This is a genomic window from Microbacterium sp. B35-04 (assembly GCF_010634885.1).
GTDB lineage: Bacteria > Actinomycetota > Actinomycetes > Actinomycetales > Microbacteriaceae > Microbacterium.
Genome location: NZ_MWLP01000034.1, coordinates 96,604 through 123,066, shown reverse-complemented (window position 1 = coordinate 123,066; position 26,463 = coordinate 96,604). Strand labels below are relative to the sequence as shown.

General features: G+C 70.4%; 24 protein-coding genes. 12 read left to right on the top strand and 12 right to left on the bottom strand.

Annotated elements, in window-relative coordinates; all coding sequences use genetic code 11:
* Position 1: 1 nt before the first annotated feature.
* From B1729_RS09635 to B1729_RS09600, 8 genes are all read left to right on the top strand, one after another.
* Positions 2–961: an ABC transporter permease gene (locus B1729_RS09635; RefSeq protein WP_163632395.1), complete on the top strand. Its 960-nt coding sequence runs from the start codon at positions 2–4 to the stop codon at positions 959–961.
* Positions 958–1,821, top strand: coding sequence for an ABC transporter permease (locus tag B1729_RS09630; protein ID WP_163632393.1), 864 nt, complete (start codon positions 958–960; stop codon positions 1,819–1,821). The genes B1729_RS09635 and B1729_RS09630 overlap by 4 nt, the downstream gene beginning before the upstream one ends.
* A complete protein-coding gene (locus tag B1729_RS09625) occupies positions 1,818–3,530 on the top strand; it encodes an ABC transporter ATP-binding protein (protein WP_163632391.1) in 1,713 nt (570 codons plus the stop codon). Before B1729_RS09630 ends, B1729_RS09625 begins: the two co-directional genes overlap by 4 nt.
* The gene (locus B1729_RS09620; RefSeq protein ID WP_163632389.1) at positions 3,527–4,960 is read left to right on the top strand and encodes an amidase; all 1,434 of its coding nucleotides are present in this window, start codon (positions 3,527–3,529) and stop codon (positions 4,958–4,960) included. Before B1729_RS09625 ends, B1729_RS09620 begins: the two co-directional genes overlap by 4 nt.
* Positions 4,957–5,418 carry a DUF3237 domain-containing protein gene (locus B1729_RS09615; protein WP_163632387.1) on the top strand — a complete coding sequence of 154 codons (462 nt, stop codon included), beginning with the start codon at positions 4,957–4,959 and terminating at the stop codon, positions 5,416–5,418. The genes B1729_RS09620 and B1729_RS09615 overlap by 4 nt, the downstream gene beginning before the upstream one ends.
* Before the next feature lie 110 nt (positions 5,419–5,528).
* Positions 5,529–6,002 carry an SRPBCC family protein gene (locus B1729_RS09610; RefSeq protein ID WP_163618167.1) on the top strand — a complete coding sequence of 158 codons (474 nt, stop codon included), beginning with the start codon at positions 5,529–5,531 and terminating at the stop codon, positions 6,000–6,002.
* Between the two features lie 42 nt (positions 6,003–6,044).
* Positions 6,045–6,392, top strand: coding sequence for a sugar ABC transporter ATPase (locus tag B1729_RS09605; protein WP_163618168.1), 348 nt, complete (start codon positions 6,045–6,047; stop codon positions 6,390–6,392).
* Positions 6,393–6,401: 9 nt separating this feature from the next.
* On the top strand, positions 6,402–7,439 hold the full coding sequence (locus B1729_RS09600; protein ID WP_163618169.1) for a glycosyltransferase: 1,038 nt from the start codon (positions 6,402–6,404) through the stop codon (positions 7,437–7,439).
* Here the strand turns inward: B1729_RS09600 and B1729_RS09595 are convergent.
* Together B1729_RS09595 and B1729_RS09590 are read right to left on the bottom strand one after the other, a co-directional pair.
* On the bottom strand, positions 7,379–8,755 hold the full coding sequence (locus B1729_RS09595; protein WP_163618170.1) for a permease prefix domain 1-containing protein: 1,377 nt from the start codon (positions 8,753–8,755) through the stop codon (positions 7,379–7,381). The two genes, B1729_RS09600 and B1729_RS09595, sit on opposite strands and share 61 nt — an antisense overlap.
* A 1-nt stretch (position 8,756) precedes the next feature.
* Positions 8,757–9,131, bottom strand: a complete 375-nt coding sequence (locus B1729_RS09590) for a helix-turn-helix transcriptional regulator (protein WP_163618380.1) — start codon at positions 9,129–9,131, stop codon at positions 8,757–8,759.
* 172 nt (positions 9,132–9,303) lie between these two features.
* Here B1729_RS09590 and B1729_RS09585 point away from each other — a divergent pair, with 172 nt between their 5' ends.
* A complete protein-coding gene (locus B1729_RS09585) occupies positions 9,304–10,056 on the top strand; it encodes a DUF1684 domain-containing protein (protein ID WP_163618171.1) in 753 nt (250 codons plus the stop codon).
* A gap of 129 nt (positions 10,057–10,185) precedes the next feature.
* Positions 10,186–11,289 carry a potassium channel family protein gene (locus B1729_RS20600; protein ID WP_204260078.1) on the top strand — a complete coding sequence of 368 codons (1,104 nt, stop codon included), beginning with the start codon at positions 10,186–10,188 and terminating at the stop codon, positions 11,287–11,289.
* Here the strand turns inward: B1729_RS20600 and B1729_RS09575 are convergent.
* The 8 genes from B1729_RS09575 to B1729_RS09540 all read right to left on the bottom strand — a co-directional run bounded on the left by B1729_RS09575 (position 11,286) and on the right by B1729_RS09540 (position 21,328).
* Positions 11,286–12,368, bottom strand: coding sequence for a LacI family DNA-binding transcriptional regulator (locus B1729_RS09575; RefSeq protein WP_163618172.1), 1,083 nt, complete (start codon positions 12,366–12,368; stop codon positions 11,286–11,288). The genes B1729_RS20600 and B1729_RS09575 overlap by 4 nt on opposite strands.
* Positions 12,365–13,894, bottom strand: coding sequence for a sugar ABC transporter ATP-binding protein (locus B1729_RS09570; RefSeq protein ID WP_163632385.1), 1,530 nt, complete (start codon positions 13,892–13,894; stop codon positions 12,365–12,367). Before B1729_RS09570 ends, B1729_RS09575 begins: the two co-directional genes overlap by 4 nt.
* Before the next feature lie 49 nt (positions 13,895–13,943).
* Positions 13,944–14,963, bottom strand: coding sequence for a sugar ABC transporter permease YjfF (locus B1729_RS09565; RefSeq protein WP_163632383.1), 1,020 nt, complete (start codon positions 14,961–14,963; stop codon positions 13,944–13,946).
* The gene (locus B1729_RS09560; protein ID WP_163618175.1) at positions 14,960–16,042 is read right to left on the bottom strand and encodes an ABC transporter permease; all 1,083 of its coding nucleotides are present in this window, start codon (positions 16,040–16,042) and stop codon (positions 14,960–14,962) included. Before B1729_RS09560 ends, B1729_RS09565 begins: the two co-directional genes overlap by 4 nt.
* Positions 16,039–17,571, bottom strand: coding sequence for a sugar ABC transporter ATP-binding protein (locus tag B1729_RS09555; RefSeq protein WP_163618176.1), 1,533 nt, complete (start codon positions 17,569–17,571; stop codon positions 16,039–16,041). The genes B1729_RS09560 and B1729_RS09555 overlap by 4 nt, the downstream gene beginning before the upstream one ends.
* Before the next feature lie 80 nt (positions 17,572–17,651).
* A complete protein-coding gene (locus B1729_RS09550; protein WP_163618177.1) occupies positions 17,652–18,632 on the bottom strand; it encodes an ABC transporter substrate-binding protein in 981 nt (326 codons plus the stop codon).
* A gap of 314 nt (positions 18,633–18,946) precedes the next feature.
* Entirely contained in the window at positions 18,947–20,194 is a 1,248-nt protein-coding gene (locus B1729_RS09545) for an MFS transporter (RefSeq protein ID WP_163632381.1), read from the bottom strand.
* Between the two features lie 144 nt (positions 20,195–20,338).
* Entirely contained in the window at positions 20,339–21,328 is a 990-nt protein-coding gene (locus B1729_RS09540) for a DUF5937 family protein (protein WP_163618179.1), read from the bottom strand.
* 73 nt (positions 21,329–21,401) lie between these two features.
* Between B1729_RS09540 and B1729_RS09535 the strand changes: the two genes are divergently transcribed.
* Both B1729_RS09535 and B1729_RS09530 read left to right on the top strand, forming a co-directional pair.
* The gene (locus tag B1729_RS09535) at positions 21,402–21,806 is read left to right on the top strand and encodes a cupin domain-containing protein (RefSeq protein WP_163632380.1); all 405 of its coding nucleotides are present in this window, start codon (positions 21,402–21,404) and stop codon (positions 21,804–21,806) included.
* A gap of 11 nt (positions 21,807–21,817) precedes the next feature.
* Positions 21,818–22,108, top strand: coding sequence for a DUF4287 domain-containing protein (locus B1729_RS09530; protein WP_163618181.1), 291 nt, complete (start codon positions 21,818–21,820; stop codon positions 22,106–22,108).
* Between the two features lie 120 nt (positions 22,109–22,228).
* Here B1729_RS09530 and B1729_RS09525 read toward each other — a convergent pair whose 3' ends face one another.
* Positions 22,229–24,787, bottom strand: coding sequence for a hypothetical protein (locus B1729_RS09525; RefSeq protein ID WP_163632378.1), 2,559 nt, complete (start codon positions 24,785–24,787; stop codon positions 22,229–22,231).
* Between the two features lie 215 nt (positions 24,788–25,002).
* Positions 25,003–26,463 (bottom strand): aldehyde dehydrogenase (NADP(+)), encoded by a 1,461-nt coding sequence (locus tag B1729_RS09520; protein ID WP_163618183.1) that lies wholly within the window; start codon positions 26,461–26,463, stop codon positions 25,003–25,005.

The following is a 26,463-nucleotide window of genomic DNA, read 5'->3' as shown; positions in this document are numbered from 1 at the left end:
GATGAACGCCAGCGTGGCCCGGCAGCTGCTGGGCAAGCTCGGAGGGCTGCTGCTCACCCTGTTCCTGTCGAGCATCGTCATCTTCTCCGCCGTCCTGCTCACCCCCGGCGACCCGGTCGTCGCGCTCGCCGGGGGTGTGCGGCCGACGCCGGAGATGATCGCGGCCATCAAGGCGGAGTACCACCTGGACCAGCCGGTGTGGGTGCAGTACTTCTACTGGATCACCGGCGTGCTCGGCGGCGACCTCGGCACATCCTTCGTGTACAAGACACCGGTGGCCGAGCTCATCGCGCCGCGCTTCGGGATCACCCTGCTGCTCGTGCTGTACACGCTCGTACTGATCGTCGTCTTCGGCATCGGCTCCGGCATCCTGGCGGCCACGCGCGGCCGGAGAACCGACCGCGCCGTGCTGGTCGCCACCTCGTTCGGCGTCGCACTGCCCACGTTCGTCGTCTCGATCCTGCTGATCTGGGTGTTCGGCCGCGTGCTGGGCTGGTTCCCGGTGTACGGCGCCGGCGAAGGATTCCTCGACAACCTCTACCACCTGACCCTGCCCGCGATCTCGCTCTCGGTGCTGTACATCGCGTACCTGAGCAGGATCACGCGCGGTGCCGTGGTGGGGCAGCTGCACTCCGAGCACGTCGACACGGCCCGCGTGCGCGGCATCCCACGCGCCAGGATCTTCCGCCATCACGTGTTCCTCAACGCCTCGCCGCAGATCCTCGCGATCTCCGGCGCCACCGTCGCAGGGCTCTTCGCCGCCTCCGCGATCGCCGAGCAGGCGTTCGGTCTCGGCGGGCTCGGCTCGCTGCTGACCGAGGCGGCCGCCCGCAAGGACCTGCCGGTCGTGCAGGTGATCTCGCTGCTGCTCGTGATCCTGTTCGTCGTCTTCAACGCGGCGGCCGATATCGCGATCGCCGTGATCGACCCCGATTCCGTCAAGCCGAGGAGGAACGCATGAGCGTCGCTCAGCTCGCCGGCGGCCGCGTCCCGACCTTCGCCCGTCGCCTGGCCGTGCGCGATCCGCTGCTGATCGCTGCCGGCGTCGTGATGATCGTCATCCTGGCGATGGCGCTGTTCGGTCCGCTGCTCGCCCCGTACGACCCGAACCAGCTCTACGCCGGACCGGTGGCGGGTCCGCCGTCCCCCGCGCACTGGATGGGCACGGACGACCTCGGCCGCGACATCCTGTCCCGCGTCCTCGTCGGCGCCCGCCCGAGCGTCTTCGGACCGATCCTCGTCGTGCTGGCCTCCTCGCTGCTGGGCACGCTGCTCGCCATCGTGTCGGCGTGGTTCGGCGGATGGGTGGACGGCGTGAGCTCTCGGCTCATCGAGGTCATCTTCGCCATCCCGGGCCTCGTGCTGGCCGTGCTCGCGGTGTCGATGTTCGGCAAGGGGCTCATCGCCCCCGTCGTGGCGCTGTCGATCGCGTACCTGCCGATCGTTTCGCGGCTGGTCCGCGCCTCGGCACGGCAGGAGCTCTCGAAGCCGTATATCGCGGCGCTGCGCATCCAGGGCGTCGGATCGTTCGCGATCTGCTTCCGCCACCTCGTCCCCGCGCTCCTGCCGGCCGTGCTCGCGCAGTCGACGGTGGGCTTCGGGTACGCGATGCTCGACCTGGCCGCGATCTCGTTCCTCGGGCTCGGCGCCCAGCCGCCGGCATCCGATTGGGGTGTGATGATCGCCGCGGGGCAGCCGTCGCTGCTCGTCGGCGCCCCCGAGCAGTCGATGTTCCCCGCCGCGCTCGTGGTCGTCACGGTGCTCGCGGTGAACATCCTCGGGGCGCGCGTCACCACCTGGGCCGAAGGAGCCGACCGATGACCGCTCTCGTCCTCGAACTGGATCAGGTGTCGATCGCCGCGCCGGCGCCCGACGTGCGTCGCCAGGCTCAGCAACCGCGCACGCTCGTGCACGACTGCACGCTGCAGGTGCGCGCCGGCGAGGCGCTGGGTCTCGTCGGCGAGTCGGGGTCGGGCAAGACGCTGTCGGTGCGTGCCGTGGCCGGGCTCCTTCCCGAGGGCTTCACCGTGGGCGGCACGATCCGCATCGACGGCGAGGACATCTCGACGCTCCCCGCCCGGCGCCTGCGCGACATCCGGGCGCGACGGCTGGGCATGGTGTTCCAGACCCCGCGGGCGCACCTCAACCCGCTGCGGACGATCGGCGACTTCATGACAGAGGCGCTCGTATCCGTCGCGGGGGAGAAGCCGGATGCCGCCGACCGGCGCGCGCAGGACCTGCTCGCCGAGGTCGGCATCCCGGACCCCGCCCGCCGGATGCGGCAGCGGCCCGGCGACCTGTCGGGCGGCCTGCTGCAGCGCGTGATGATCGCGGCGACCCTGGCCATGGACCCGCCGCTCCTCCTCGCCGACGAGATCACGACGGCACTCGACGTCACCACGCAGGAGGAGGTGATGGCGGTGATCGCCGACCTCCGCCGCCACCGCGACCTCGCCCTGCTGTTCATCACGCACGACCTGGCGCTGGCCGGTGCGGTCTGCGACCGCGTCGCGGTGATGCAGCACGGGCGCACCGTCGAGACCCTTCGTGCGGCGACGATGCGGAAGGATGCCGCGGATCCGTACACGCAGCGCCTGCTGTCGGCGACCCTGCCCGGCGACCTGATCGCGGACCGCGTCGAGGCCGACGAACCGGTGCTCTCGGTCGACGGGCTGCGCAAGACCTTCCAGGTGCGCTCGCCGCGCGGCGGCCGCGAGGAGTTCGTGGCGGTCGACGACATCGGCTTCACGCTCGCTCGCGGCGGTTCGCTCGGCATCGTCGGCGAGTCGGGGTCGGGCAAGTCGACGACCGCTCGGATCATCTGCGGTCTCGAGACGGCGGATGCCGGGTCGGTCACCGTCAAGGGCGCCGACTGGACCCGGCCGGCCCGGCATGCGGCCGATCGGCGGGCCCGGGCGCGGATCGCGCAGATGGTGTTCCAGGATCCCTACCAATCGCTCGACCCCCGCCAGACCGTAGGGCAGTGCCTGTCGGAGGCGGTCGCCGTGCATCGGCGCGGCATCGGACGCGCCGAGCTCGATGCCCGCGTCGACGAGCTCATGGCCGCCGTGATGCTCGCACCCGCGCTCGCGGCGCAGCGACCGCGTTCGCTGTCCGGCGGCCAGCGGCAGCGCGTCGCGATCGCACGGGCGCTCGCGGCCGAGCCCGAGATCCTGGTGCTCGACGAGGCGGTCTCGGCCCTGGACGTCACGACCCAGGTCGAGATCCTGACGCTGCTCGACGGCATCCGTCGCACCACCGGCGTGGCGCTGCTGATGATCTCGCACGATCTGACGACCGTCCGGCGCCTCTGCGACCACGTCGTGGTCATGAAGTCCGGCGCGGTCGTCGAGCAGGGGCCGATCGCCGACGTCCTCGACCGCCCGCACGCCGAGTACACGCGCACCCTGCTCGATTCGATACCGCGGGCGGGGTGGGTGCCTCGGCGCCGGCTTCCGGCACGCACGTCCGCCCTGCCGACGGTCGCGACCGCGACCACCCACATCCCTACGTCCCGAGGAGAGAGATGACCGACCGAGACCTGTGGCAGCTCAGCATGCGCGAGATCGCGGATGCCGTGCGCTCGCGTTCGACGACCGCGCGCGACGTGATCGACGCCCACCTGGACCGCATCGACGCGATGAACCCCGTCGTGAACGCGCTGACCGTCGTGTTCCACGAGCGGGCGCGCGCCCTCGCCGACGCGATCGACACGGCGCTCGACGCCGGCGAGACCGTCGGACCTCTCGCTGGCGTGCCGTTCACCGTGAAAGAGAACATCGACCTGACGTGGTCGGCGAGCACCAGTGGCTGGCCGTTCATGGCGGAGGCGGTCCCCGCCAAGGACGCCACGATGGTCCGCCGCCTGCTCGAGGCGGGCGCGATCCCCATCGGCCGCGGCAACATGCCCGACTGGGGCCTGCGCTGGGACACCGACAACGACCTGTTCGGCCGCACGCTCAACCCATGGGACCCCTTCCGGGTGCCCGGCGGCTCGAGCGGCGGCGACGCGGTCGCGGTGGCGACCGGCATGACGCCACTCGGCCTCGGCAATGACTACGGCGGCTCGCTCCGGCTGCCCGCGTACGCCGCGGGCGTCTGCGCGCTGCGCCCGTCGGCCGGCCGCATCCCCGCTCCGATGGCCGACATCACCGAGCCGGTGTCGCTGTCACTGCAGCTCTTCGCCGTGAACGGGCCGATCGCCCGGCGCGTCGACGACCTCGACGCGGCCTTCACGATCATGCACGGCGCCGACGGCAGCGATCCGGCGGCCCTCACGCTGCCGCATCCGGCTTCGTACGACGGCCGCCGGCGGGTCGCCGTCGTGCGGGACCCGCTCGGCTGGGGCGTGGACCCGCAGGTCGCCGCCGCGGTCGACCGCGCCGCCGCCGCGCTCGCCGAGGCCGGATGGACCGTCGACGACGTCGAACCGCCCCTGATCGAGGAGGCGGCGACGCTGTGGCGTCGGATCTCGACCACCGAGATGGTCGGCGCCTTCCTCCCCGGCGCGCTCCCTGTGCCGCTGTCGCACGGCTCCACGCGGTACTTCCTCGACAACGCCGAGGAGACGGAGGTGCTCGTGTCGGGCGAGGCCTATGGCGGCGCCTGGGCGCAGCGCGCGGTCATCGCGGCCGCGTGGGAGAGGTTCCAGGCCGACTACCCGATCGTGCTCGGCCCGGTCTCGGCGCGGCGCATGCCAGAGATCGGCTACGACCTGTCGGGCCCGGCGGCGACCACGGAGCTCTGGCGCGACCACCGGCTGCTGGTGACGGTCAACTTCCTCGGGCTGCCCTCGGTCGCCGTCCCTACCGGGCTGGATGAGGACGGCCTGCCGACGGGCGTGCAGCTCATCGGGCCACGGAACGCCGACCACATCTCCCTCGCGGCGGCACGGGATGTCGAGGCGGCACTGGGCGGGCTGACCCCCGTCGAGGCACGTGTCGCCGGAGCCGTCGCATGAGCGCCCTCGAGCCCGGGCTCGAGTTCGTGTTCGAGCTGAGGGTCGCGGTGTCCGAGCCGATCCGCGTCGGGCGCACGGCATCCGAGGATCTCAACGTGACGCCCATCGTCGGCGGCACCGTCGTAGGGCCGCGGCTGAACGGACGCGTGCTGGGGGTCGGCGCCGACTGGTGGGTGACGCGGGGCGCGACCACGCAGCTCGACGCGCGCTACCTGATCGAGGCAGACGACGGCGCGGCCGTCGACGTCGTCAACCGCGGCTACTGGCACGCCGGCGAAGACGTCGAGCGGCGCCTCTACGCCGGCGAGGACGTCGGTGAGGACGAGCTGTACTACCGCACCGCCTTCGTGTTCCAGACCGGTGCCGAGGCGCACCGCTGGCTCACCGAGGCGCAGTTCGTCGGCTACGCGCGGCCCGAGCCCGGGCACGTCTGCATCCGGGTGTTCCGCGTGAGCTGACGCTCACCGATGCTCGAGGCGGGCATTACCCGCGGCCTTTCGCGGAGTCAACCCCGTGCCCCGGCACCGCTCGGTTTCGTACGGTGGCTGTTCCAGTGAAAGGAGCCGTCATGGCGACCAGCATTGTGACAGCAGAGATCGACGTGGATGCCCCGATCCGGGCCGTCTACGACCAGTGGACCCAGTTCGAGGAGTTCCCGCGCTTCATGTCCGCGGTGGAGCGCATCGACCAGCTCGACGACCAGCGCACCCACTGGATCGTGAACATCGGGGGAGTGGAGCGCGAGTTCGACGCCACCATCACCGATCAGGTGCCCGACGACCACATCTCGTGGGCGAGCCACGGTGAGAAGCTCCACACCGGCCGTGTCAGCTTCGTGCCGGCGGGCGACGGCACTCGGGTCTCCCTCGAGATGACCTGGGTGCCCGAGTCCTTCACGGAGAAGGCCGGCGCCGCGCTCGGCATCGACGAGCGGGCCGCGAAGAAGGACCTCGAGCGCTTCAAGGAGTTCATCGAGGAGCGCGGCCGTGAGACAGGCGGCTGGCGCGGCGAGATCCACGGCGGGTCCACCCGCGAGGTCTGACCCGCCGCGCGTCTGAATCCCGCTCGAGGAGAGGAGAACCCGATGTCCGACAGCCTTCCCGCCGACATTCCGCCGGCACCCGACGGCCAGGTCGGGGAGCAGGTCGGCGTGCAGCCGCTCCGCGACCGCGACACGTCGATCGAACCCGACCCCACCCGCGACCCCGCGCAGGCCGAGTGGGATCGCACGACCGCGCTCGACGCCGGCGAGGACCCGGACGTCGAGACGGCGACCGGTGACGACCCGGCGCATCTGCCCTCCGACGGCGACGATGTGCCGCGTGAGGATCTGCCGTCGGCGGCGCTGCAGCCCGATACCCAGGGCTTCAGCCCGGAAATCGCGGAGCTCGGGGACGCAGGGCAGGGCGACCTCGCGCCCGAGGACTACTAGGCAGCCGACGTGCGCATCCTCCTGTGGCCGATCCACGGCGGCTACACCGACGCCTTCGTCCGCGGTGAGCACGAGTACCTCCTGCCGGTGCGCGACGTCCGTCCCGGCGAGGACGACGGCGTCAGCGGCTGGGGATGGCAACGAGCCCGCGCCGTCGCCTTCGACGCCCTGCGCGCCGAACACATCGACGCCGTGGTCCTGCAGCGCCCGGAAGAGATCGAGCTGGTCGAGACGCTGACGGGCCGGGTACCCGGCCGTGATCTGCCGGCGGTCTATCTCGAGCACAACACGCCCGGTCCGGCGGCGTTCACCACGCGGCATCCGCTCGCCGACCAGCGCGACATCCCGATCGTCCATGTCACGCACTTCAACCGGCTGTTCTGGGACAACGGCGTGGCGCCGACGACGGTGGTCGAGCACGGCGTGCCCGATCCGGGTCCGCTCTACTCCGGAGAGCTGGCCCGGATCGGCGTCGTCGTGAACGAGCCGGTGCGGCGGTGGCGTGCCACCGGAACCGACCTGCTGCCCGCGTTCACCCGCGAGGCGCCGCTCGACGTGTTCGGCATCGACGCCGGCCGGCTCGCGGACGCGTTCGACGACGATCCTGCGATCGTCGGGGTGGAGAGCCTGGCGCCGCAGCGACTGCACGCCGAGCTCGCCCGGCGCCGCGTGTATCTGCATCCGTTCCGGTGGACCTCGCTCGGGCTGTCGCTGATAGAGGCGATGCATCTCGGGATGCCGGTGGTCGCGCTCGCGACGACCGAGGCCGTGCGGGCCGTGGCAGCGGGCACAGGGGTCGTCTCGACGGACATCGACGACCTGCGCCGAGCTGCTCGCGCCTTCCTGGAGGAGCCGGAGTGGGCTGCGGAGGTGGGCGCGCGGGCGCGTGAGCACGCCCTGGCACACTACGGCCTGCCGGCGTTCCTCGCCCGCTGGGACGAGGTGCTGCTCGAGGCCATCGCGGCCCGGCCAGGCCCCGGCGTGGTCTACGCGAACGCGAACAGCGGCGGGAACGCCACGACGACGATCGACGCCCACGCCAGGTAGACGGGGAGGAAGCCGGTCTGCCACCGCTCCAGCCGCTCGAACGGAGCGCGGCGCATCGTGAAGCGCAGCTGCAGCCAGGCCGCGCCGGCGAGGTTCGCGAACAGGATCACATTGAGTCCGAGCGAGGCGAGCTTGTTGGGACTCGCCCCCCATTCCGCGATGCGGCCGATCATCGCCACGAGCACCATGATGTCGACGACGAGCGCCGCCACGACCATGACCAGCTGCAGCCGGTCGAACAACGACGGCGGGGCGAGCGGCTCGCGGGCCGACAACGCGTACAGCAGCAGTCCCACGACGACCACGAGCACGATGTCGAAGAGGATCAGCAGGTCGCGCTGACCGAACGCCTCGGTCTCGCCGCCGTCGACGAGGCTTCCCTGCAGGAACCCGGCGACGATGAAGGCGAGCAGCAGCAGGGTGAACAGCGGTGTGAACAGTTTCGTCAGCACCGGCGCGATGTTCTCGATCACGCTCTGCTTCGCCTCGACCAGCCATGCGGAGATCACGACCGCGCCCGCGACGCCGCACGGCACCATGAACTCCTCGACGAACCACTCCGCGTCGAGGCTGATCGCCGAGAACACGCCCATCGTGAGAGCGACGAGCACGCCGCCGCCGAGGGCGATGAGGGCGAGGTACACCAGCCATTCGCCAGTGAACCTGATGAAGTCCATGCGCGAACGACTCGATCGCACCCGGCCGTCGACGTAGGCGATGCCGGTCACGATCCAGAGCGCAACGGCGACGTGGGTGGCCGCCAGCACGAGCGTCGCGCCGTCCGGAGCGAAGGGATAGACCGCCATCACGACGGCCGCGATCGCGAACGGCACGCCGACCATCGCGATCGTGGGCACCGACGCCCTGCGACGCACCAGGAAGTACGTCGCGAGGAACGGCAGCACGAGCAGCGCGGCGAAGCGCGCGTAGAAGTCGCCGTCTTCACCGAAACGGATGCCGAACAGGGCCGGGATCTTGATCGCCAGGGCCGCGGCGACCGCCAGCCCGACGGCGAGTACGAGCCCGCCGGTGCGCGGCGCGCGGGACTCGCCGGGGATCATGAGCTGCTTCCACAGCCGGTCGGAGTGCTCGCGGGCGAACTCGCGCGACAGGTCGTCGAGGCCGCCGAGCCGCTTCACGGCGACGAGGAAGGACTCATCGGCGTCGAGACCGGATGCCGCGAGCCGGTCGATCTGCCCGCGCAGATGGTCTTCGAGCTCGTCGACGTCGCGCCCGTCGATCGCCTCGGGGCGCGAGACGTACGCCCGCCACGCCGAGATCTGGTCTTCGATGCGGGGTTCGAGGTGATCCGCCATCTCACGCACCTCCGAACGCCGGGGTGCCGGCGAAGTCCGTGCCGCCGTCGCGCTCCGACCACACGCGCTGCAGCGCACGGCTGACCACGGCCCATTGCTGCCGCTGCTCGGCGAACGCCGCGCGGCCGCTGCTGCTGAGGCGATAGTGCTTGCGCGGGCGACCGCTGGGGGATGCGCCCCACGAGGACTCCACGTGCCCGAGGCGCTCGAGCCGGTGCAGCAGCGGATAGAGCATGCCGTCGCTCCATTCCAGCTCGCCGCCCGAGAGCTCGCCGACGCGCTGCAGGATCGCGTAGCCGTACGACTCGCCGTCGGCGAGGATGCCGAGCACCATCGGCGTCGCCGCGGCGGCGACGAGGTCTTTGCCGATCTTCACATCGTCCTCCATGCGTAGAAGTCCTATGTACATAGAAGTACAAGTTACCTAGAACTGCAAGGTACGCAGATGACATCGGATGACGGCGCCCGATCGCCACGGGGAATGCGTGTGCCCGCGCCGTGTTCTGATGGAAGGGCGAACCCACCGCCTCCCCGGACGAAGGACCTGCATGACCCTCCCCGCGAGCACCCCCGAGACCGTCACCGACGCGCGCTGGCGCGCCGTATCGTCCGACCACGGCGTCGCCGCGCTCCGGCACACGCATTGGCTCGACGGCGAGGCGCGCGCGTACGACGTCGCCCCGGGACTCTGGCGCGCGGTGGACGGACGGGTGGTCGGCAGTGGGCTGCGCGCGGACGCACCGGATGCGGCAGCCGACGAGATCGTGCTCGCGCCGGGGGAGCACTTCGACGTCGGACGCCTGCGCCTGAAGGCCATCAGCCGCGAGGGTGCGCCCGCGCTGCGGGTCTTCGACCCTGAGACACCCGGACGCACGCGGCTGCGCGGCATCCTGTCGTTCCCTCACGACGACGCGTGGGCGATCACGGGTGTGTTCCGCCCGGCGGCCGAGGGCCAGATCAACGTCATCCGGAGTGTCGACGGGTACGAGCGGGAAGAGCCCGCGGTCGGCACGATCGCGCTCGAGGTGGACGGTGCGCCGGTCGAGCTCACGGTCACCGGCGATCCTGCCGAGGGGCTGAGCGCCGTGATCGCGGACGCGACGAGCAACGTCGACGCGTACCGCTTCCGCTTCCTCGAGATCGACGCGCCGGCCGCCGACGGGTCGGTCACGGTCGACTTCAACAACGCCTACCTGCCGCCGTGCGCCTTCAGCGACCACTACGTGTGCCCGCTGCCTCCGGCGAACAACCGTCTCCCCGTGCGCGTCGAGGCGGGGGAGCGCGCGACCGTCGTCGACTGAGCCCGCCCGCGTTCGGGCTGCCCGACAGCGTTCCGGGCGAAAGCGCCGGTCGCGCCGCGGGCATCGGGGCGAGGACAATGGGGGCCGCAGCCGGAGTGTGTCCGGCGTGGCCTGATCCGAGGAGCCGACATGGCCCGTTCCCTCTCCGAGATCCGCGAGCGATCCCGCGAGCGCGCACGTGCGCGAGCTGCGGCGCGCGCCGAGCTGAAGAACACCGCGTACGAGATCTTCATCGGCGCGCTGTCGATCCTGTCGATCGTGAACCTGGTGTTCGTCTACGTCATCGCGGGCGACTCGGCGCTCGAACTCGTGCTGTCGGTCATGAACGCGCTGTTCAGCGCCATCTTCCTCGGCGACTTCATCTATCGGATCTCGACCGCGCCCTCGCCGGGGCGCTACTTCTTCCGCGGGTTCGGCTGGGCCGACCTCCTCGCCAGCCTGCCGTTCCCGCAGTTCAAGATCCTGCGCCTGTTCCGGCTGCTGCGGGTGTTCCGGCTCCTGCGCGAGCTGGGCCCGCGGACGGTCTGGGCGACGCTCACCCATGACCGCGCCAACAGCGCGCTGATGACCTTGCTCCTGATGGGCGTCCTCGTGCTGCAGTTCGGCAGCATCACGATCCTCGCTGTCGAAGAGAACGCCGACGGCGCCAACATCACCTCCGCCTCCGACGCGCTCTGGTACACCCTCGTCACGATCTCGACGGTCGGCTACGGCGACCGATTCCCGGTGACCAATGCCGGTCGGCTCATCGGCACGCTCATCATCGTCGTCGGCGTCGGCATCTTCGGGACGTTCACCGGGTACCTGGCGAACCTGTTCCTCGGTCCGGGCAGGGGCGGAGCGGAGGCGGCGGAGACGGATGCCGATGCCGCCGCAGCGACCGACGAACCGGCCGCTCCGACCGATGCCGACGCCGACCAGCCCTCGCTCGCGCGGCACGCGGCGCACGGCGTCGCCGCCGGGGCCGCGGCGGGTGCCGTCGGCGCCGGTGTGGCGGCCGGGGCGGGGAGCGCGGCCGACGGCGACGCCGGCGGGTCGACGCTGCCTGTCTCTGAGACTCCGGCGATTCCCGAGCCGGCGGCGGTGCCAGAGCCGGCGGCGATCGTTGAGCCCGCGGCATCCGGGGCTGCCATCGACGGGGAGGTGACGGCCGAGCGGCTGCGGGCGCTGCTCGTGCAGTCCGAGCAGGCGATGGCCGAGATCAGGCGGCTGCTCGCGGACGCCAGGCCCTAGGGCGCTGCCGCGGTTCCCACCGAGGGCGGGGCGCTGTCGGCCGCTGCCGGTGCTCGCGGAGATGCCGCCGCCTGCGGGCGGGTCGAGCTGCGGACGATCAGATGCGTGGGCAGGGGCGTGTCCTCGGTCACGCTGTCAGGCTCTTCGACCGCGATGAGCACCTTCTGCATCATCAGCTCGCCGAGGCTCGCGAAGTCCTGGCGCACGGTGGTGAGTGCGGGGTAGAGGTAGCCGGCCTCGGGCACGTCGTCGAAGCCGACCACGCTGATGTCCTCCGGCACCCGCAGCCCGCGCTCGCGCAGCGCCGACAGCAGGCCGATCGACATGTGGTCGTTCGAGGCGAACACGGCGGTGCCGGACGAGATGTCGAGGTCGGCGCCGAGCCGGTAGCCGCTCGCGGCCGACCAGTCGCCGTGTCGCGGCTCGACGACTTCGAGGCGGTGGGAGGCCAGTTCATCGCGCCACCCGCGGATGCGTTCGAGGGCGTCGGGGGCGCGCTGCGGCCCGGCAAGGTGGAGGATCCGCGTGTGGCCGAGCTCGGCCAGGTGCCGCACCGCCGAGCGCGCACCGCGGTACTGGTCGATCGAGACGATCAGCGGACTGCGCCGGGCGGTGGCGGCAGCGGCCACCACCGGGATGCTGAGGTCCAGGCCTCGCACGACCTCGAGCACACCGACATCCACCACGATCAGCACGATCGCGTCGACCCGCTGCCGGAGCAGCGACTCGATCACCGATCGCACGGCGGCCGGGTCGGGGTCGAGAGCGCTCACCGTCTCGACGCTGTAGCGCTCGGCCCGTGCGGCGAAGTTGAAGGCGGTCGCGACCGAGGTCGGCCCGTAGTCCGACACACCTGGTGCGACCAGCCCGATGGTGCGGGTGCGGCGCGTGACGAGAGCCCGTGCGGCGGGGGAGGGGCTGTACCGCAGCTGCGCGATCGCCTGCTCCACGCGTGCGCGGGTGGCGGGGCGGACGTTGGGCAGGTCGTTGAGCACCCGCGAGACCGTCTGGTGGGAGACGCCCGCGAGCCGGGCCACGTCGAAGATGTTCGCGGACCGCGCCGGCTTGTCGTCGGTCATCGCGCCGCCTCGTCGTCGGCGTCGTCGGCCTGTGCCACGAGCGCCATGAGCGACTCGACGGTGAGCGTCTCGGAGGGGAGGGTGTCGACGACGCGGCCCCCGCGGAGGATCGCGACGCGGCTCGCCACGCGCAGCACCTCCTCGAGCTCCGCCGAGATGAAGACCACCGACAGCCCGTTGTCGGCGAGCTCTCCCACGAGGTTCTGGATCTCGACCTTGGCGCCGACGTCGATGCCCCGCGTCGGCTCGTCGAGGACGAGCACGCGCGGGGACAGTGCGAGCAGGCGTGCCAGCAGCACCTTCTGCTGATTGCCGCCCGACAGTGTGCCCGCGGGACGGTCAGGATCGGCCGGCCGGATGTCGAGCGCCTCGATCCAGCTCATCGCCAGCTCCCGGCGCCGCTGATCCCGGATACGCCGGAACACGCCTCGCTCGGCCTGCAGCGCGAGCGTGATGTTGTCCTGCACGCTCAGCTCGCTGATGATGCCCTCGGTGCGCCGGTTCTCCGATGAATAGACCACGCCGATCGCGATGGCCTCGCGAGGGCTGCGCGGGTCCACGCGTCGGCCGCTGATCGTGATGATCCCGGCGTCCAGCCGGTCGGCGCCGGTGATGGCGCGGGCCAGTTCCGTGCGTCCCGAGCCGAGGAGCCCCGCGAGCCCGAGCACCTCGCCCTCGTGCAGGTCGAGGTCTGCCTCGGCGATGCCGGGAGCGACCGTCACCCCTTCCGCGGTGAGGAGAGCGGATGCCTCCTCCGGCGCGGCGTCGACGCGGTCGCGTGTGCCGAGGTCGGAGAGGCTGCGCCCGAGCATCTTCTCGACGAGATCGATCCGCAGCAGCTCCGTGGGCACGTACTCGCCGACGAGCCTGCCGCCGCGGAGGACGGTGATGCGGTCGGCGATCTCGTAGACCTGGTCGAGGAAGTGGGAGATGAAGATGATGGCGACGCCGCGCTCCTTGAGGTCGCGGATCACACGGAAGAGCTCGGCCACCTCGTCGATGTCGAGGCTCGACGTGGGCTCGTCGAGCACCAGCACCCGCACGTCGATCGAGATCGCGCGGGCGATGGCGACGAGCTGCTGGACGGCGAGCGAGTGGCTTCCCAGCATCGACGCCGGATCGATCGTCAGCCCGAGCCCCGACAGCACCCCCGCGGCGCGCTCGCGCATCGCCGACCAGTGGATGGTGCCGAACCGGCGCGGTTCGCGACCGAGGCAGATGTTCTCGGCCACCGTGAGATTCGGCAGCAGGTCGATCTCCTGGTAGACCGTGCTGACCCCCGCCCGCAGCGCATCGGCCGGCGTGGCGAAGCGGACGGCATCCCCATCGAGTTCGATGCGCCCGGCATCCAGGTGCAGCGCCCCGGTGAGGGCTTTGATGAGCGTCGACTTGCCGGCGCCGTTCTCTCCCATGAGGGAGTGCACCTCGCCCGGGAACACGCGGAAGCGCACGTCGTCGAGCGCGGTCTCCGCGCCGAACCTTACCGTCGCCCCGGTGAGTTCCATGAGCGGACGCCGCTCGTCCATCCCGCCATTATGTCGCGAGACGCGAACGGGTCCGCTCATGGCACTCGGGTCATCTGCGACGGTCCGACCGGGTGACGATGAAGCGCTGCACGACGATGAAGACCAGCAGCAGCCCGCCGATGATGATGCGGGTCCACGACTGCTCCGCACCCATGAACGCGATGATGGTCTTGATCACGCCGTACACGAGCACGCCGATCATCGAGCCGATCACGTAGCCGGACCCGCCCGTCAGGAGCGTGCCGCCGATCACGACCGCCGCGATCGCGTCCAGCTCGGTGCCGACGCCGTTGAGGGGATACCCTGCGCCGGAATAGGCCGTGAGGACGAGGCCGGCGAGACCGCCGCAGACGCCGCTGATGACGTAGACGAGGATCTTCGTCCGAGCGACCGGCAGGCCCATCAGCCGCGCCGACTGCTCGTTGCCGCCGATGGCGTAGATCGTGCGTCCGAATCGCGTCCACTGCGTCACGAAGACGCCGATCGCCACGATGAGGAGGGCCAGGATGCCGGTGGGCGTCAGGTACCAGTCGCCCACCGTGAGCCGGGTGCGCTGCAGCCAGAGCACCGCGGGGTCTTCGACGCGGATGGACGAGAGGCTGACGACGAAGGCGAGGCCGCGTGCCAGGAACAGGCCCGCCAGCGATGCGATGAACGGCTGCACATCGAAGTAATGCACGAGCACGCCGATCAGCAGGCCGATGGCTGCGCCGCCGAGCAGCATGAGCGGTATGGCCACGATCGCCGGAAGGCCGTCCGCCAGCAGCTTCGCGCAGAGGATGCCGGTGAACGCCATGACCGAGCCGACCGAAAGATCGATGCCGCCCGTCAGGATGACGAACGTGAGACCGACGGCGAGGATGAGCAGGTAGGCGTTGTTCAGCAGCAGCGCCGACATGTTGCGCGGCGTGATGAAGTTGCCGAAGGCGAACTGCGCGCCCACCAGGAGCACGATCAGGATCACGATGGCCGCGAACGTCGGCATGAGCGACGAATGGCGGCTCATGAAGGTCGCGTAGCGCTCGGCGAGCGTCGGACGCCCCGCCTCGGTCTGAGTCGTCGTGGTCATCGGACCGCCTCCGCCTTCGTCGGCTCCGTCGTTGTCGGGGGTGTGGGTGCGGGCGTGCTCGGACCGCCGCCGTCCGGGCGGCGTGAGGCGAACAGCCCGCGGGCGAGTCGGTGCAGCCGCGGCGACTGGACGAGGACGACCACGACCACGACCGCCGCGAAGAACACGGGTGCCTGCGCAGAAGGCACGCCGAGGAACAGGATGGTGGATTCGAGCGTCTGGATCGTCAGGACGCCGACGACCGTTCCGGCGATCGTGAACTTGCCGCCCATCAGCGACGTGCCGCCGAGCACGACGGCGAGGATCGCATAGAGCTCGATGTACAGCCCCGCGGCATTGGCGTCGGCCGCCATGATGTTCGAGCTGTAGAGGACGCCCGCCATGCCGGCCAGCACGCCGCTCGCGGCGTAGGCGCCGAAGACGATGCCGCGAGCGCGGACGCCCGCCAGACGGCTCGCCTCGGGGTTGATGCCGACGGACTCCGTCAGCACGCCGAGCGCGGTGCGCCGCTCCAGCAGTGAGATCACGACGATCGCCGCCACCGAGATGAACAGCGCGAACGGGAGCCCGATGACGTACCCGGTCGCGATGAACTTGTAGGGCGCGCTGGTGACCGTGGTGATGAAACCGTCGGTGATGAGCAGCGCCACGCCGCGGCCGGCGAGCATGAGCACGAGGGTCGCGATGATCGGCTGGATGCCCAGCACGGCGATGAGGAAGCCGTTCCAGACGCCCAGGACGAGGGCCACGAGGATGCCGACCAGGAGCGCGACCGCCACGGTGGCGCCGCTGCCGGGATCGCCGGAGGTATCGATGATCGTCAGTGCGACTGCCCCCGAGACGGCCATGATGGCTCCGACCGAGAGGTCGATGCCCCGGGTGGCGATGACGATCGTCATCCCGAGGGCCACCAGCATGAGCGGAGCGCTGTTGCGGAGGATGTCGATCAGCGCGCCGTACAGCTGGCCGTCGCGCACGGTGATGCTGATGAACTGCGGTCGCGCGATCGTGTTGACCACGATCAGTGCGAGCAGGGCCATGACCGGCCAGAACAGCCGGTGTGTGACGAGCTTCTTCACGCTGCGCTCCCCTCGCCCTCATTGGCGATGTAGTCGATGAGCAGGTCGAGGTCGACGGTGCTGGAGTCGAGCTCGCCGATGCGGCGTCGATCGCGCATGACGACGACTCGCTGTGCCAATCGAAGCACTTCTTCGAGCTCCGATGAGATGAATACGACAGACAGGCCCTGCGCCGAGAGCTCGGCGACCTTGCGCTGGATGTCGGCCTTCGCCCCGACGTCGATGCCGCGGGTGGGCTCGTCGAGGATGATCAGCTGCGGCGCGGTCGCCAGCCAGCGGGCGAGAAGCACCTTCTGCTGGTTGCCGCCCGACAGATTGCGCACCAGCATGTCCGGGTCAGCCGGTCGCACCCCGAGTGCCGAGATGTACTCCGAGACCACCTGGTCGCGTTCCGCACGGCGCACGGGCCGCATCCATCCCCGCTTCGCCTGGATGCCGAGCACGATGTTCTCGGCGACCGTCAGGTCGGCGATGATCCCCTCGGCCCGGCGGTCCTCGGAGGAGAACGCGATGCGGTGGTCGATCGCGTGTCGGGGCGACGTGAGCCGTGCCGGCCGACCGCCGATCTCGACCGTTCCCGAGTCGGCCTTGTCGGCGCCGTACAGCAGTCGCACCAGTTCGGTGCGGCCAGAGCCGAGGAGTCCGGCGAGGCCGACGACCTCGCCCTCGTAGATGTCCAGGTCGGCGGGCTCCAGCATCCCTCGCCGTCCGACGCCGGTGGCGCGCAACACCGGCGCCGCGGTCCGGTCGATGACGCGATCGGCCGTGCGCGAGATGGCCGCGAGCTCGTCGAGCTCGCGCCCGATCATCTGGCTCACGAGGCTGTCGCGCGGCAGATCGACGGCGAGGTGCTCGCCGACGAGCCGGCCGTTGCGCAGCACGGTGATGCGGTCGGAGATCTCGTAGACCTGCTCGAGGAAATGGCTGACGAACAGGATCGCGACGCCCTGGTCGCGGAGCTCCCGGATCACCGCGAACAGGCGTTCGACCTCACCGCGGTCGAGGCTGGAGGTCGGCTCATCGAGGATGAGCACCTTCGCGTCCAGCACCATGGCACGGCTGATGGCCACGAGCTGCTGGATCGCGATCGAGTGGCTGGAGAGGATAGAGCGCGTGTCGATGGAGAGGCCGAGGCCTGCAAGGTGCTCGGCGGCGAGCCGGTGGACCGCCTTCCAGTCGATGCCCGCTCGGCCGCGCGGCTCGTGCCCGAGCATCACGTTCTCGCCGACCGAGAGATTGGAGCACAGGTTGACCTCCTGGTAGACGGTGGAGATCCCGGCCGCCTGCGCGTCGGCGGTGGCGGCGAAGATCCGCTCCTCACCGTCGACCTCGATGGTGCCGCGGTCGATCTTGTACACGCCGGTCAGCGCCTTGATGAGAGTCGACTTGCCGGCGCCGTTCTCCCCCATGAGGGAGTGGACCTCACCGCGGCGGAGCGTGAAGTCGACGTGGTCGAGGGCGAGGACGCCGGGGAAGCTGATGGTGATGCCCCGCATCGCGACGGCGGGGGTGTCTTCGTTGACGGTCATGCGATCCGTGCTTTCGTGTCGAGTCCGACGTCCGTCGGGGATCGGCTTCAGTCGATCCCCGACGAACGCGGGGACGGGGATCAGTACGCGCGGGAGTCGATGACCTCGGCGGCCTGCTCCTGCGTGAAGGACTGGTCCTCGAGGTAGTTCTCCTTCTCGACGTCGTTGCCGTCGAGCACGTCGGTCACGAGGCCGGCGGCGAGCTCGCCGAGCAGCGGGTTGCACTCCACGATGAAGTTGATCTTGCCGTCGACGAGGGCCTGCATGCCGTCATGCACCGCGTCGATCGAGACGATCTTGATGTCCTCTCCGGGAACGCCGCCGGCTGCCTCGATCGCCTCGATCGCGCCGAGCGCCATGTCGTCGTTGTGCGCATAGAGCAGGTCGATGCCGTCCACGCCGTACTTCTGGAGGAAGCCCTCCATGACCGTCTTGCCGCCGTCGCGCGTGAAGTCGCCGGTCTGCGAGTCGATCGTCTCGATCGCCGTGCCCTCGATCCCCTCGTCGAAGCCCTCGGCACGGTCGTTCGCGGGCGCGGAGCCCGTGGTGCCCTCGAGCACGACCATCTTCGTCGGGGTATCGCCGAAGTTCTCGGCCGCCCACTCGCCGGCGGTCACGCCCTCCTTCTTGAAGTCGAGCCCGACCCAGCTCGCGTACAGATCGTCGGATGAGGTGACCGTGCGGTCTTCCAGCACGACCGGGATGCCGGCATCCGACGCCTCCTGGAGCACGTCGTCCCACCCGTCCTCCACGATCGGGGCGATGACGATCGCGTCGACGCCCCGGCTGATGAAGTCGCGGACCGCCGCGATCTGCGCCGCCGGGTCGTTGTCGGCGGCGTTGAAGATGAGCTCGAAGCCGTTGTCCTCGGAGAACGCCTCCTTCATCGACTCGGTGTTGGCGCTCCGCCAGCCCGACTCGGAACCGGTCTGCGCGAAGCCGACCGTCACGAGTTCGTCGCCGCCGTCGCCCCCTGCGCCGTTGCCCGAGCTCGCGCAGCCTGTGGCCACCAGTGCCAACGCTCCCAGAAGCGCTGCACCGGCGAGAATCCTGTTCTTCATTCCCAAAACCTCCTCGTTCGGGTCCGGCATCGACGCCGGTATCACTGTGCCGCGGGCCGCACTCGTGCCGCCCGTCCGCCTGAATGTTAGCCTTCACATTCCGGGTTCGCGCAAGATGTGAGCGGTAACATTTGCGTAACGCGGGCAGAAACCAGGGTTGCCGAACCGCGAGAATCCGCGGATCGAGGCCGAAAGTGAGGGATCACATAGCAGTGGCCCGTCCGTCATCGAAGCCGTCATGGTCACCCGAGCGGATGAGCGCGTTCACAACACGGCGGACCGCGGACACCGCTGTCCGCCGGGATGCCTCGCGCTCAGTGACGCGAGGCGACCGCGTTCCACACACCCGCACCGAGTACGACGGTGGCGGCGAGCAGCGGTGCGCCGAGGGCGGTCCCCGCCCCCGCGACGTCGGCGACGAGGCCGGTGACGGCGGATGCCCCGGACTGGCCGACGACGACCGCCGAGCCGAGCATCGTCATGACGGTCGCTGAGCGACCACGGGGGCTGAAGGCGGCCGCCAGGCTGTACTGGGTCACGAGCGTCGGGCCGATGCCCACGCCGATGACGAGCAGGCAGATCGCCATCGCGCCGACCGTGCCGACGAAGGGCAGCGAGACCGCGCCCGCGACGAGGATGCCGGCGAACGTCAGCCATCGAGCCCGCAGCGTGAAGCCGGCCGGGAACAGCGCGACGCCGAGGGCGAGCGCGGCGGATCCGATGCCCATCGCGCCGTAGACGAGTCCCGCCTGCTCCGGCACGCCGCGCTCGGCCATGAACGCGGTGAGCGAGGTCAGCATCGCGCCGAAGAAGAGCCCCATGCCCAGCGCGCCGACGACGGGTGCGAGCACCCGCGCGCGGAAGAGCTCGCGCAGCGGCGCCTGCTGGGGACGGACGCCGTCGACGGATGCCGCGGCCTTCGCGGCGGTCGGGTGCAAGGCGAACGCGGTCACGAAGACCAGGCCGAGTACGGCGGCGCCGATCACGGGTGCCGCGGGGTTGAGCGTGGTCGCCAGCAGGCCGACGATGACCGGGCCGAAGACGAAGACGATCTCGTCCGCCGCGGATTCGTACGCCATCGCGCCGTTGACCGTCGACGTGCGGCGCTCCGCCGGGTACGCCCGCGCGATGAGGCCGACGAGGCGGCTCCGCGAGAGCGGCGCGACCTGGGGCATCGAGGCGCCGATGAAGAACGCGACCGCCAGGAGGGCGACATCTCCGACCGGTGCGAAAGCGAGCCACGCGAACGCGCCCAGCAGAACGCTGTTGACCACGCCGGCGATCAGCAGCACCCGGCGCTGGCCGAAGCGGTCGGCGGCAGCGCCCAGGAGCGGGCCGACGAGGGCCGTGCCGAGACCGGTCATCGCACTGGTCACGCCGCCCAGAGCGAGCGATCCACGCGCCGACACGACGAGCGTGAGGATGCCGACCACCATCATCGCGAACGGCAGGCGTGCGATCAGTGCGACGGGGAAGTACGCGTAGCCGGCTTCGCGGATGAGGCTGGGGCGTCGGGCGGTGTCAGCAGGGCGCGGTCGCGCGTGGGTGAGGGTCGTGTGCATCGTGGTTCGGGGCTTTCCGGCCGCAACGGCGGCATTGCGTGCCGCCTTGTCCGCAGCGAGAGAAGGCCGCAGGCAGGTAGATGCACATCGAGGATGGCCCCGTCAGTCTACCGGGGACCACCTGAACGGGGCCTGGCTGCGGTGTCAGAGCACGGCGCCGACCATCGCCTCGCCGAGCGGGGTGCGGCGGTGCAGCACGCGGGCGCCGTCCCGCGTGCTTGCGAGCAGGCCCGCGTCGCGCAGCACGGTGAGGTGGTGCGACGCGGTCGAGATCGCGAGCGCGGTGTCCCGCGCCACCTGGGAGGTGGTCCGCGGCTCGTGGGCGTCGAGCAGGATGCGGGCGCGCGCGGGTCCCAGCAGCGCGCCGAGCGCCGACGTCACATCGGCGGGGTCGCGCGCCCAGCTCGCGGTGACCCCCTGCGCCGGGTAGAACAGCGTCGGCTGCGCCGGCGGCTCGGTGAGCACGAAGCATCCGGTCGCGCCCATGACCGACGGCACGAGCACCAGCCCGCTTCCCCGGCAGTCGACGACCTCGCTCCAGATCCGCATCGCGACGCGCACCGCGCCGTCGTGCCATTCCACGCGGTCGTGCAGCGTCTGGATCATGGCGCCGATGCCGCTCTCGGCGATGCGGCGGGACCGCACGGCGATGTCCGCCCGCAGCAGCCGCTCGAGCTGGGTCCAGACCGGAGCGATGCCCGTGTTCCACACCGACAGCCATGCCTCGGCGATCATCGCGCGGGCGCGGTCGGGGTGATCCAGCATGCTCTGCACGGCGGCCTGGCGGGCGCCCTCGGTGCGTACCAGCACCTTCGTCATGTCGACGCGGAAACGCTCGTCGTCGATGTCGCGCAGCCGTTCGGCCTCGGCCTCCGGCGTGAGCTCCCACGTCGGAGTGGTCGTGAAGAAGTCGGGGAAGTACCCCTCGTCGCGGATCAGCAGCGCGAGCACCTCGAAGTCGTCGCGCGGGATCGTGCTGCGGGCCGTCCGCATCCATCCCCACTGCAGCGGGTACTCGTCGGGTCGGAGCAGCGTGCGCACGGCGTGGCACAGCTCGTGACCCGGCGAGACGCCGAACCGGATCGCGGTCAGGTCGCCCGGTGCGAGCTGGAAGTCGACGAACTTTCGATCCACATCGAAACTCTATGGTGCTCATCGCCGACGCGACAGGCTGAAACCATCGTCCACGAGGTCGCAGGAGGAAGTCATGGACATCGAATTCCCCACCGCTCCCGCGGTGGTTCCCCCCATCGTTCGGGCCGACGAGCTCCGCAGGGGAGCGAGTCGCACCCGCACGTTCGTGGGCGCCGAGCACGGCGCCGGCGTGTCGTACTTCTTCGTCGACAACGAGCCGGGGCAGGGCCCCGACATCCACCGTCATCCGTACCCCGAGACCTGGGTGCTGCTCGAGGGCGAGGCGCGCATCACGATCGACGAGACGTTGCTGCATGCCGTCGCGGGCGACACCGCCACCGCGCCCGCCGGCGCCTGGCACGGGTTCAAGAACAGCGGGACCGACCGGCTGCGGGTGCTCTGCATCCACGCGTCGGACCGCATCATCCAGGAGTGGCAGGATGCCCCTGGAGTGCTCGACATCCCCACCGGCAACTGAGGAGAAACGACATGACATTCCAGGCATATCTCGACAACATCGAGGCCAAGACCGGCCTCACGCCGCGGCAGTTCCTCGATATCGCGCACGAGAAGGGCTTCGGCGAAAGCACGAAGGCGACCCCGATCGTCGAATGGCTCGCCGCCGACTACGGCCTCGGCCGCGGGCACGCGATGGCACTCGTCCACGTCATCACCAAAGGCCCGCAGATCAGCGACAAGCACGTCGGCACCGGCACCGCCCACTCCGACCCGTCGAACACCCTCTGGCTCGACGGCAAGGCGACGAACCCGAACCCCTAGCTGCCCTCGCGCCCGCGGCGACGCCACCAGGGGTGACGGCGGCCGGACAGGACGCGATCGGCGTCCCGCCCGGCCGAGGGGCGCAGGGGATCGGAAGGAGCCGATCCCCCGGCACGTCCCTTACCCCTCGAGGGTGAATCTCACCTCGGTGGTGTTGCCGGCGACGTCGGCGACCACGAGCACGTTCTCGCCGAGCTGTGCGCCAGGCTGCCCGGGCTGGATGCGATCGATGTCACTCTTCGTTCCGGACGTCTCCTGCACCACTCCGTTGAGCGTCACCGATGCCACGCGGTCGTTATCGCGGATCTTGAAGCTCACCGCGGTGTACGTGCCGTCGCCGCCGCTCGTGAAGGCTGCGCCGCTCTTGACCTTGACGGTCGGCGCGGTGGCGTCGATCGACAGCGCGAACGAGGTCGTGGCCGAGACGTTGCCCGCTTCGTCCTTCGCGTAGTACCTCACGGTGTACGCGCCGTCGGCGAGGCCACCGACCGTCGCGGTGTGGGATGCCGCGGTGTCTCCGTCCAGCGCCGTGCGGGTGCTCTTGATGAGCTTGCCGCCCTTGTAGACATCGGCGACGATCTTCGCGAGTCCGACGTCGTCGGTCGCGTCGACCTGGATCGACAGCGCGGCGAGAGGTCCGGCGGCCGCCGGGGAGACCAGGACGGCTTCAGGAGCGGCGGTGTCGGGCGCCCACAGCGCGACGAGGTCGACGGATGTCGCGCCCGCGGGAATCGTCCATCCCGCAGGCAGCGGATCGCTCGAGCCTGCCAGTGCCCATCCGGCGAAGCGCTCGCCGCTGCGCGACCAGTCTTCGCCGGCGACGTCCGTGACGGAGGGCAGGCCGAAGCCCTGCGCGGGGGCGTCGATGGTCGCCAACTCATCACCCGAGACAAGCGTCACCCGCACCGGCAGGATGTAGGCCGACGTACCCTGCGCCGCCGTGCGGTCCGTGTCCTCGAGCATCCAGCGCGTTGCCGCCGCCGCATCCGTCAGCGTCATCGACACCCCCGAGCCGGGCCGCCCGTCCAGGACGAGCGAACGGCCGTTGGCCCGGTTCACGAGATGCCCGTCGTAGGCGTTCGCAGCGGTCGTGACGTCGGCCGCGAACGTCCACGTCTGGCGCGGGTCGGATGCGTCGCGCTCGATGCCGCGATACGCGACCTCCGTGTCGGAGACGGCGGCCAGCACGCCGCTGCCGTCCGACGCGCTGATGACGAAGCCGCCGCCCTCGTACGCGAGCTTCCAGACGCCGCCGCCCCACCGGAACCAGATCACCATGTCGCGCGACGGGTGGTCGGGATCGCCGGCGTAGCGATCGATCTGATACTCCGAACCCAGGCTGGCGGTGACGATCCGGAAGATGTCCTGGCCGTAGTCGACGTCCGTCGCCTCCACGCGGGCCGGCTGCGCGGGCTCTCGGCGGAAGTCGCCGTGGTAGATGTCGGGCCCCGCCACGTCCCATGGCGAGGGCATTGTGACGTCGTCCGGGTAGATCGACGCGAAGAAGGCGTACGACATCGGGTCGTATTCCTTCAGCTCCCCGCGCGTGTTGATGGGACTGCGCACGCCATCGTTCCAGTCGGGCTTCTCGGCCATGTTGTCGAACCAGATCGCCGAAAGCGTCGCGAAGAACTCGTCGCGGTTGGACATCGCGTAGGTGTTCGGCCAGCGACCGGTCGTGTAAGCGTTCTCGTACGCGGCGAAGAAGGCGTCGGAGAGGGTCGGGTCCGCCTGCTCCTCGATGCCGACCGAGAGCACCGCGTGACCGAATTCGTGCACGAGGATGTTCTCGTTCGGGTACGCCGTGTTCAGGAACGCGTTGGCGTCGCCACGCGTGCGTAGCACGTTACGCTCCGAGATCGACGACACGCAGTCGTTCCACATATTCCCGCCGTAGCCCTCAACGTCGTACATGGTCGGGTTGTACCCGCCCCGGTGCTCGGGAACGAGGTATGCGTTCTCGCGCGAGCCGTAGACCGCCAGGGAACACCCGTTCGCGGCCATGGTGGCCGCGATGCCCGTGCCGGTTTGCGCGAGCTGGGCGTCGACCTGAGCGGCGGCCTTGGTGAGGGTGGCGGCCGCGACGCGGCCCCCCGCCTTGACCTCGATGCCTGCACCTGTCATCAGCGATTGCGTGTAGTAGTCGAGCTTCGGCACACCCGTGTAGGTCGCCGTCTTGGCCGGCTTGCCGGCGGAATCGGCGATGGCGGCGCCGTCGATCTCGAGGGTGAGGGGCAGGTTCGGGTCGATCGGGCCGGTGTAGGCGATGCTCGACAGGTGGAGGTCCTCGGGCAGCCGCGCCATGCTGTTGGCGGCCGTCGCGGCGATCTGCTTGTTGTCCCTGTCGAAGAAGATGGTGTCGGTGCCGCCCTGCGCCGGCTTCGCCTTCAGGGCGATGGTGCGCTCGCCGTTGCGCAGCGTGATGTTGTCCGGGCTCACCGCCGCGTTCTCGTCGACGTAGCGGTCCCAGTAGATCTCGAGGTACTTCGCCTCGTTGACCACCCGCACCTCGGTGACCTGGGGCCCGTCGTAGCCCGTGTCGAGCTGCACTGTGCCATCGCCGGCCACGGGCACATCGCCGTCGGCGGCGACGGCGGCGGGGCCGGTCCATGACAGCGCCGAGGCGACGACGAGGCCGCCGACGGTCAGGCCGCCGACGAGTGTTCTCCTGCGTTTCATCTGCTACTCCGTTGATCTCAGCCGGGCGACGATGCTCCGGCACGGCCGGAACCGCGGGGTGGAGCGTCGTCGCATCTGGTACTGTCCGGACTGATTCCGCCCGGTAGTAGTGCAATGGTACTGGTGATATGTGAAATGACACCAGGGATTCATGCGACGGGAAACAATGCGGCCCCCGGGGTTCCCCCAGGGGCCGCATCGTCATGCGCGTGCTGTCATGCTGCGATCAGCACGCCGTCGATCCGCCGGGGGATCCCGAGGGGGTTGGATGCCTGCAGAGCCGGCGGCAGTAGGGCATCGGGCATATTCTGATAGGTCACCGGGCGCAGGAATCGCGTGATCGCCGCACTGCCTACTGACGTGGTGCCTACGGCCGTCGTCGCGGGGTAGGGTCCGCCGTGCTGCTGCGCCCAGGTCACCGAGACGCCGGTGGGCCATTGGTTCCACAGCACCCGTCCCGCTTTGGTCGACAGCACCGGCACGAGCTCGGCGGCGACCGCGTCGCCCTCGGACCCGAAGACCGTCGCGGTCAGCTGGCCATCGAGGACCTCCGCGACGGCGACTATCTCGGACTCGTCCTCGTAGGTGGCGACGAGAGCCGCCGGGCCGAACATCTCGGAGATGAGCGACTCGTGGTCGGCGCGCAGGGCTGCTGCGGTGGTTTTCAACAGAACCGGCGCCGGATCGCCGTCCGCATGCCGTGAGCCCGAAAGCACCTCGACGGCGTGGTGGCATGCCGTCGCCTCGACCGCACCGCGGAAGCCCTCGGCGATCCCGTCGTTGAGCAGCGGCGCCGGTGCGGGCAGCGACGCCAACGCGAGCATCGCATCCAGGCCCGAGTCGGCGGGGACGAGCAGGACGCCCGGCTTCGTGCACAGCTGGCCGGAGCTGCCGGTGACCGAGGCGACGAAGCCCTGCACGATCTCATCGCCCCGCTCGGCCGCGGCCGACCGCGTGACGAACGCCGGGTTCACGCTGCCGAGCTCGCCGTAGAAGGGGATGGGCTGGGGCCGGGACGAGGCGATGTCGAAGAGCGCGCGGCCGCCGGCGATCGATCCGGTGAACGCGGCCGCCTGCATCAGCGGGTCCTTGAGCGCCTGCACCCCGGCCTGCGTGCCGTACACGGTGTCGAACAGACCGCGTGGTGCCCCGACTGCGGCCAGCGCGTCGCGCACCACCTGCGTCGTCAGCGCGGAGAGCTGCGGGTGCCCGCGGTGGGCCTTCACGACGACCGCGTTGCCCGCGGCCAGCGCGCTCGCGGAGTCGCCGCCCGCCACCGAGAAGGCGAACGGAAAGTTGCTCGCGGAGAACACGAGCACGGGTCCGATCGGCTCGAGCTGGCGGCGCAGGTCGGGGCGGGGCGCGCCCATCGGCCACTCGCCGTCCGCCCGGTCGATGCGGGCGTCGAGCCAGGTGCCCTCCTCGAGCACGTCGCCGAACAGCCGCAGCTGGAAGCTGGTGCGGCGCACCTCGCCGCGCAGGCGCGCCTCGGCGAGATGCGTCTCGCGCCGGGCTTCGGCGATGAGCTCGTCGGCGTGGGCGTCGAGCGCGTCCGCGACGGCGCCGAGCGCACGGACGCGTTCGCCGATCGTGCTGCGCCGCCAGATCGCGGATGCCGCGGCCGCGCGTCGCACGATCGCGGAGACGTCCTCGGGCGTGGATGCGGGGATGGTCAT